The 6,691-nt window shown below is 69.2% G+C and carries 5 protein-coding genes; 2 read left to right on the plus strand and 3 right to left on the minus strand.

Translation table 11 applies throughout. From position 1 onward, the window contains the following. Window positions 1–4: 4 nt before the first annotated feature. Both ACFVYN_RS37640 and ACFVYN_RS37645 read right to left on the minus strand, forming a co-directional pair. Window positions 5–2,377, minus strand: a complete 2,373-nt coding sequence (locus ACFVYN_RS37640) for an FtsX-like permease family protein (RefSeq protein ID WP_390006743.1) — start codon at window positions 2,375–2,377, stop codon at window positions 5–7. After that, the gene (locus tag ACFVYN_RS37645; RefSeq protein ID WP_390006745.1) at window positions 2,374–3,063 is read right to left on the minus strand and encodes an ABC transporter ATP-binding protein; all 690 of its coding nucleotides are present in this window, start codon (window positions 3,061–3,063) and stop codon (window positions 2,374–2,376) included. The genes ACFVYN_RS37640 and ACFVYN_RS37645 overlap by 4 nt, the downstream gene beginning before the upstream one ends. A 210-nt stretch (window positions 3,064–3,273) precedes the next feature. Between ACFVYN_RS37645 and ACFVYN_RS37650 the strand changes: the two genes are divergently transcribed. Together ACFVYN_RS37650 and ACFVYN_RS37655 are read left to right on the plus strand one after the other, a co-directional pair. Next, entirely contained in the window at window positions 3,274–4,584 is a 1,311-nt protein-coding gene (locus tag ACFVYN_RS37650; protein WP_390006746.1) for a sensor histidine kinase, read from the plus strand. Beyond that, window positions 4,581–5,261: a response regulator gene (locus tag ACFVYN_RS37655; protein WP_390006748.1), complete on the plus strand. Its 681-nt coding sequence runs from the start codon at window positions 4,581–4,583 to the stop codon at window positions 5,259–5,261. Before ACFVYN_RS37650 ends, ACFVYN_RS37655 begins: the two co-directional genes overlap by 4 nt. A 102-nt stretch (window positions 5,262–5,363) precedes the next feature. Here the strand turns inward: ACFVYN_RS37655 and ACFVYN_RS37660 are convergent. Further along, window positions 5,364–6,691 (minus strand): alpha/beta fold hydrolase (locus ACFVYN_RS37660; RefSeq protein ID WP_390006750.1); only part of this gene is annotated, 1,328 nt, incomplete at its 5' end.

Consider the following 6,691-nt stretch of genomic DNA (forward strand, 5'->3'; position numbering starts at 1 on the left):
GCGGCTATTCCGTACGCAGCGCGGTGGCGGTGCCGGTCCTGGCGGCCCATCCGGCCGGGAGCAGCGCTCCCACGGTGGCGATGACCAGTCCGCCCAGGATCAGCGGAAGGAGCACGGGCAGGTGATAGATCGCGATGTCGTCGACCGGAATGCTGGTGCCGGCGGCACGGCCCATCACCGGCACCACGGAGTCGTGCAGGGCGATGCCGATGGGGACTCCGATCACGCCGGCGAGCAGACCGATGCCGGCGACCGAGGTGATGACCATGACGATGGTCTGTTTCGGCGTCATGCCCAGGGCCTTGAACACGCCGAAGTCATGGACGCGTTCGCGGGTGTCGAGCACGACCGTGTTGAGCACCCCCAGGCCGGCCACGGCGACGAGCATCAGAGTGAGCATCGCGGCCAGCGAGTCCATGGCGATGAGCATGCCGCCCACCTGCGCGTTGTTGGGCTGTGCGGTGAGGTTGTAGGGCACCAGGACGGTGTTGAGCGAGTCCAGGTAGCTCTGCTGCGAGGTTCCCCGGGTGAGGTCGATGTTGAACTGCACCGACTGCGGCAGGATGTACGCGTTCAGTCCCGCGAGCGAGCTCTTGTCGGTGAGCAGCACCTGCTGCATGGCGAAGACCTCGCCGACGATGCGCACCGGCGCACTGCGACCGTTGTCGGTCAGCCGGATGGTGTCGCCGATGTGCTTTCCGGTGGCGGTGAGGAAACCGGAGGGGGCGACCGCCTCGCCCGCACCGTGGAACCACCTTCCGGCGAGCATCCGGTACGAGCCCCAGGACGACTCTCCGTCGTAGGCGATCACGTTCGTCGTGCCGGCCAGCCCGGCCACACCGACCCGGGTCTGGCCCGTGCTGAAGTACCTGCGGGTGCCCGGCTGAGCCCGGATCAGCGCCGCGATCGAGGTGGCATCGGCCTTCTTGACCTGCTGGCTGGTCCCCCCGCCGGGGGCGGGAGGCGCCGGCGGCCCGAAGAGCTGGATCACGGCGGCACCGGGTGACCTGCGGTTCAGGTCGCTCTGGATGGCGCTGAGCGAGATGGCGAGGCCGACGCCGAAGGTGACCCCGACGGTCCCGAGCACCACGGCCGCCGCCATCGTCACCGACCGCGAGGGCCGGTTGAACGGGTTGGCGAGACCGAGGCTCAGCGAACGCGGCAGCGGCAGCCGCCCGAGAAGACGGCGGATCACCCGACCGCGGCCGGCCTGCGGGGTACGTCCCACCGCGATCGCCTCGATGGTCCGCAACCGTCCGGCGCGCAGGGCCGGCGGCAGCGCCGTGGCCACCACCGCGCCGAGGGCGAGAGCGGGAATCGCGATGTCGATCCACGGGGCGATGGTCACCGCTCCGACGCCCAGCGCGCCGCCCGCATCGTTGAGGACCGGAATGGCCAGCACGTTACCGAGTACGACGCCCAGTCCCGTGCCGATCGCGGCCGGGATCAGTGCCTGCCCGACGTAGGCGCGCACGACCTGCTCCGGGGTGAAGCCCAGAGACTTCAGGATGCCGATACGCCGGGTCGCGGCGGCCACTGCGCCGCTGACGACGATGCCGATGATCAGGATCGACATGCACAGGCCGAGCACGCCGAAGGAGACCACGAACGGCACGAAGGTCGCGGAGGTCTTGTCCGCGGACATCTTGACCTTCAGATAGGACGCCGCCTGGGTCATCGATCCGGACGGCACGGCAGCGGCGAGCGCGACCCGGTCCGCGGTGATCTCGGCGTCCGTGTCCGCGCTGCGGAACCGGTAGAGCATCTGCTCGTCGGGCGTCTTACCGGGCGGGGTCAGCGCCGCGAGCTGAGCGGGCGAGACCCACGCCTCGGAGCTGCCGCCCGCGGAACTGGCCAGGCCCACGACCGTGAGGGTGGGCTTGCCCGGAAGGTCGGGGAAGGTCATATGGCCACCGACACCGAAGGGAGCGTTGGTGGCGGTCAGTACGACCTCACCGGGCTTGGCGGCCCACCGCCCATCGGTGATCCTGAGCCTGTCGACCGGCCCTCCGGTACTGGCACGCCCGACGATCACCATCGGCGCCAACTTGTCACCGACCGGCATGCCGTCGTTGTTCGCGCCGACATGCGGCTGCAGCGACAGCACCGGGTACGGACCGGCGCTGGCCGTGACGCCGGAGACATGTGCGGTCGCCCCGATCTGCGCCGCGGTGGCCTTGCTCCGGTCGTACTGCACCGTCAGGTGGGCACCTCGCTGCCCGTCGAAACTCTGGTCGAAGGACGCCTGCGTCGCCACCAGGAGTCCGGCCGCCAGCACCGAGGCGGTCACCGCCATCATCGTGGTGAGGATCATCACCACGGTCTGGACCCGGCGCCGCCCCACACCGGCGCGTACGACCTTGCTCAGCGCGCTCATCGGACCGCCATCCGCTCGTCGCGGAGAACCCTGCCGTCGAGCAGCTCGATCGTCCTGGTCGCGCACGCCTCGGCGAGCGCAACGTCGTGGGTCACCAGCAGGATGGTCTGGCCGGATCGGTTGAGCTCCGCCAGCAGGGTCCTGACGTCGTCCGCGGAGGCGCTGTCGAGGGCGCCGGTCGGCTCGTCGGCCAGCAGCAGCGAGGGGCGGTTCATCAGTGCCCGGGCGACCGCGACGCGCTGCCGCTCACCGCCGGACAACCGGCCCGGGAAGGCGCGGGCATGCCGGGCGACACCGAGGGCCTCCAGCAGTTCGGCCGCCCGCTTACGGGCCTTGCCGTGCGACATCCCGGCCAGCTGGGCCGGCAGCAGGACGTTGTCCTCGGCGGTCAGGTCGTCCAGGAGGTTGAAGAACTGGAAGACCATGCCGATCCGTTCCCGCCGGTACTTCGCCGACGCGGTCTCGGTCATCTCGTCGACGCGGAGGCCGGCCACGGAGACCGTTCCCCGAGTCGGCTTGTCCAGGCCGGCGATCATGTTGAGCAGAGTGGACTTGCCGCTGCCGGACTTGCCGAGCACCGCAACCGCCTCTCCGGCCTGCACATCGAGGTTCAGGTCGGCCAGTGCTGGTCGTTCTGCTTCGTATGTCTTGCTCACGTCGCGGATCTGGATGAGCGGCACCGTCACGGCATTCCTCCACGGGGAACGGATGGCTTGGGCAGTGTCCTCACGCTAGGTACGGTGCCCTGCGCGTCACATCGCCTGCTGCTACGAAACCCGTTCGTCCGCATGGACGACCGGCACCCCGGGTCATCCTTGAGGAGGAGCCGAAATGACGACCGCCGCTAGCCGCCGGGAACGATGCGACAGCAGCAGACGGCTTGCCACAATGACCCGGTGAACACATCAGTGATCAGGGCCGGTTGGCGTGTCGGGGTCATCGCGCTGAAGAGGCCGACGCTCCCACCGCCCATTCTGTCCCGCTGGGTCTGGACCACCGATGCGGTCCTCGCCCTCGCTCTGACCGTCGGTGCCGTCGGCGGGGCCCTGAACCGGCAAGGCAGCGTCACCGACTCGCTGACCACGCCGAGCCAGCCGCACACACCCGCCGGTACTCCGTCTGCGCCCACGCCCCCGGTCGGGCAGATCACTCACTACTACGGGGCGGCGCATCCCTGGCAGGTGCTGCTGGCCGTGCTGGCCACGCTCCCGCTCGTCGCGCGCAGACGATTTCCCCTGACCGTGTTCTGGATCCTGATCGGCGCGAGCGAGCTGTACCACCTCAGCGCGGGGTTCAACCCCACCTTCACCTTCGCCGCCTGTCTGATCGCGGCGTACAGCGTGACGATGTACAGCACCTCCGAGAGGGCCGCGATCACAAGCGCCCTGGCAGGCATCCTGCTGCTGGTGGCGACCCACAAGCAGAACGTGCCCACCATGGGTTCGGGCCCGGAGACCTTCCTCTTCCTGATCCTGATCCCGGTCGCCCTGGTGGCCAACACGATCTACACCTGGAAGCTGCGGGTGCGGACCGCCGAGACCGAGAAGGAGTCCGCGGCACGACTGGCCGTGAGTGAGGAACGCTCCCGTATAGCGCGGGAACTGCACGACGTGGTCTCCCACAACATCAGTGTGATGGTGGTCCAGGCGGGCGCGGCACGCAAGGTGATGCAGGCCGCCCCCGAGAAGGCCCACAACGCGCTCCTGGCTGTCGAGTCCGGCGGGCGGGCCGCGATGACCGAACTGCGGCACACCATGGGCCTGCTCACCCTGAACAGCGACTCCCCCGACCTCTCGGTCGAGGACGACCTCGCCCGGACACCGGGCATGGACCAGCTGGACGCGCTGGTCTCCCGGGTACGGGACGCCGGCGTTCCGGTCCAACTGCACATCACCGGCAGCCCGGTTCCCCTCTCCTCCGGCATGGATCTCGCGGTCTACCGCCTGGTCCAGGAGGCGCTGACCAACACGATGAAGCACGCGGTCGGCTCCCATGTGGAGATCACCATCGACTACGGCCCCGCCGTCCTGCAGGTGGAGGTGAACGACACAGGCGGCTCGGCGACGTCCTCCTCCCAGACGGGCACTGGCCGAGGCCTGATCGGTCTGCAGGAGCGGATCGCCGTCTACGGCGGCACCTTCGAGGCCGGACACAGCCCTTCCGGCGGCTACCGGGTTCGCGCCGTGATCCCGTGGGAGAAGCTGTGACCGAACCCCTGCGCCTGGTGGTCGCCGACGATCAGGACCTGCTCAGGACCGGCTTCACGATGATCCTCACCGCCGACGGGATCGATGTCGTCGGCGAGGCGTCGAACGGCGCGGAAGCCATCGAGCTGGTCCGTGCCACCAGCCCCGACGTCGTGCTCATGGACATCCGGATGCCGGAGATGGACGGGCTCGAGGCCACTCGGAGGATCCTGGCCGAGGCCGACGAGCCGCCCCGGATCATCATCCTGACCACCTTCGACAGCGACCGGTTCGTGTACACGGCGCTGAGCGCGGGCGCCAGCGGCTTTCTCCTCAAGGACGTCACTCCCGAGCAACTGGTCGCTGCCGTACGCCTGGTGCGTACAGGCGACGCGCTGCTCGCTCCGAGCATCACCCGCCGCCTCATCCAGCGCTTCGCCCCCGTCGACACCCCCAGTACGGTCCTGCATCGCGATCTCGCCGTACTCAGCCCCCGCGAACTCGATGTGCTGCAACTCCTCGCGAAGGGACTGAGCAACCTCGAACTCGCCGCCCGAATGGAGCTGAGCGAGACGACGGTGAAGACCCATGTCCGCCGGATCCTGGCCAAGTTGAACCTGCGCTCCCGAGCTCAGGCGGTCGTCGTCGCGTACGAGTCCGGACTGATCTCACCGGGGGCCACCGGCGCCGGCACATGAAGCGAGTGGGCGGTTCGCCGCGCTGGACACGACGTCGGTCAGGCCGGCCCGGCGGGGACCTGCCAGAACACGAAGGGCAATCCGCCCACGCCGGGCGACCTCTCAGTCCTCCCGCGACAGCCAGGCCGACACGGCGTCCCACACCTCACCCAGCACATGGGGGCGCACCAACTCCGAATGCCCGTACGGCAGGCGTACTTCCGAGATCTCTCCGGAGATGTGCGGCCTCCAGAGCTCCGCGGTGGGCTCGTCCTGCGCCCTGCCCTCAGTCGCGATCACGACCAGCGCGTCCCCGGAGAACCGCCCGAGGTCGTGACGGCCCTTGAGTGCGCCGTTGTTCAGGAACGCCCGCCCGAGAGAGATCAGTTCGTCGTCCGTGATCGCTCCGAGTACCTCGCCCGCTTCCTCCCGCACCCGGTTCAGCAGATGCTCGGGCACCACGTCGAGCTCCGGTGCCCCCACCTCCGTTCCCGGCGGGTTCGGATACGTGTCCATGATGACCAGCGCCGCGACCTCCTCGCCCGCCGCCTGCAACTGGACGGCGATCTCGTGCGCCGGGAACCCTCCGAAGGACCAGCCGAGGAGGTGATAGGGACCGGTCTTCTGCACCGTGCGAATCTGCTCGATGTAGTCGGCCGCCATCTCCCTGACCGAGCCCGACAGCGCACTCCTTCCGTCGAGCCCTCGGGCCTGCAGCCCGTACAGCGGAATGTCCTCGGGAACGAATCGGGCCAGTGGCATGTACGACCAGCTGAGTCCGCCCGCGGGGTGGACGAAGAAAAGGGGCGGCCGGCTGCCCTGTGTACGGATCGGCAGCAGGACGTCGAGCGCGTCGTGCAGCGAAGAGAGATTCATCCGCTTCAGGAGCCCGCTCACCGACGGTGCCGTCAGCAGACTCCTGACCGGGACCGTCACTCCGCGAGCCTTAAGTCGCGTCACGAGCCGCACCGCGAGGAGGGAGTGCCCGCCCAGGCGGAAGAAGTCGTCGTCCACCCCGACGCTCTCCACGCCCAGGACCTCGGCGAACGCGTCGCACATCAAGCGCTGAAGCGCGGTGATCGGCCCACGTCCGGTGACAGCCGCTCCGACCGCTCCGGCGGTGGGGTCGGGGGCGGGGAGGGCTTTGCGGTCGAGCTTGCCGTTGACAGTGACCGGGAGCGCGTCCAGCACCACGACCGCCGACGGGACCATGTACTCCGGCAACCGGGCGGCCGCGAACCGCCGCACCATTTCGCCCAGTCCGGCACCCGCACCGACCCCTGGCTGCGGCACGACGTAGGCGGCCAGGAACATCTCGCCCGGACTGTCCTCGCGGACGATGACCGCGGCTTGGCGTACGGCGGGGTTCGTGGCGATGACTGCCTGTACCTCGCCCGGCTCGATCCGGAAGCCCCGGATCTTCACCTGGTCATCCGCCCGCCCCAGATACT

Origin of the sequence: Streptomyces sp. NPDC058307 (assembly GCF_042880295.1) — a bacterium.
In the GTDB taxonomy this organism is placed as follows: domain Bacteria; phylum Actinomycetota; class Actinomycetes; order Streptomycetales; family Streptomycetaceae; genus Streptomyces.

Coding starts and splice junctions, on each gene's coding strand:
- ACFVYN_RS37640 (WP_390006743.1), bottom strand. CDS start 2,377: ATGAGCGCGCTGAGCAAGGTCGTACGCGCCGGTGTGGGGCGGCGCCGG.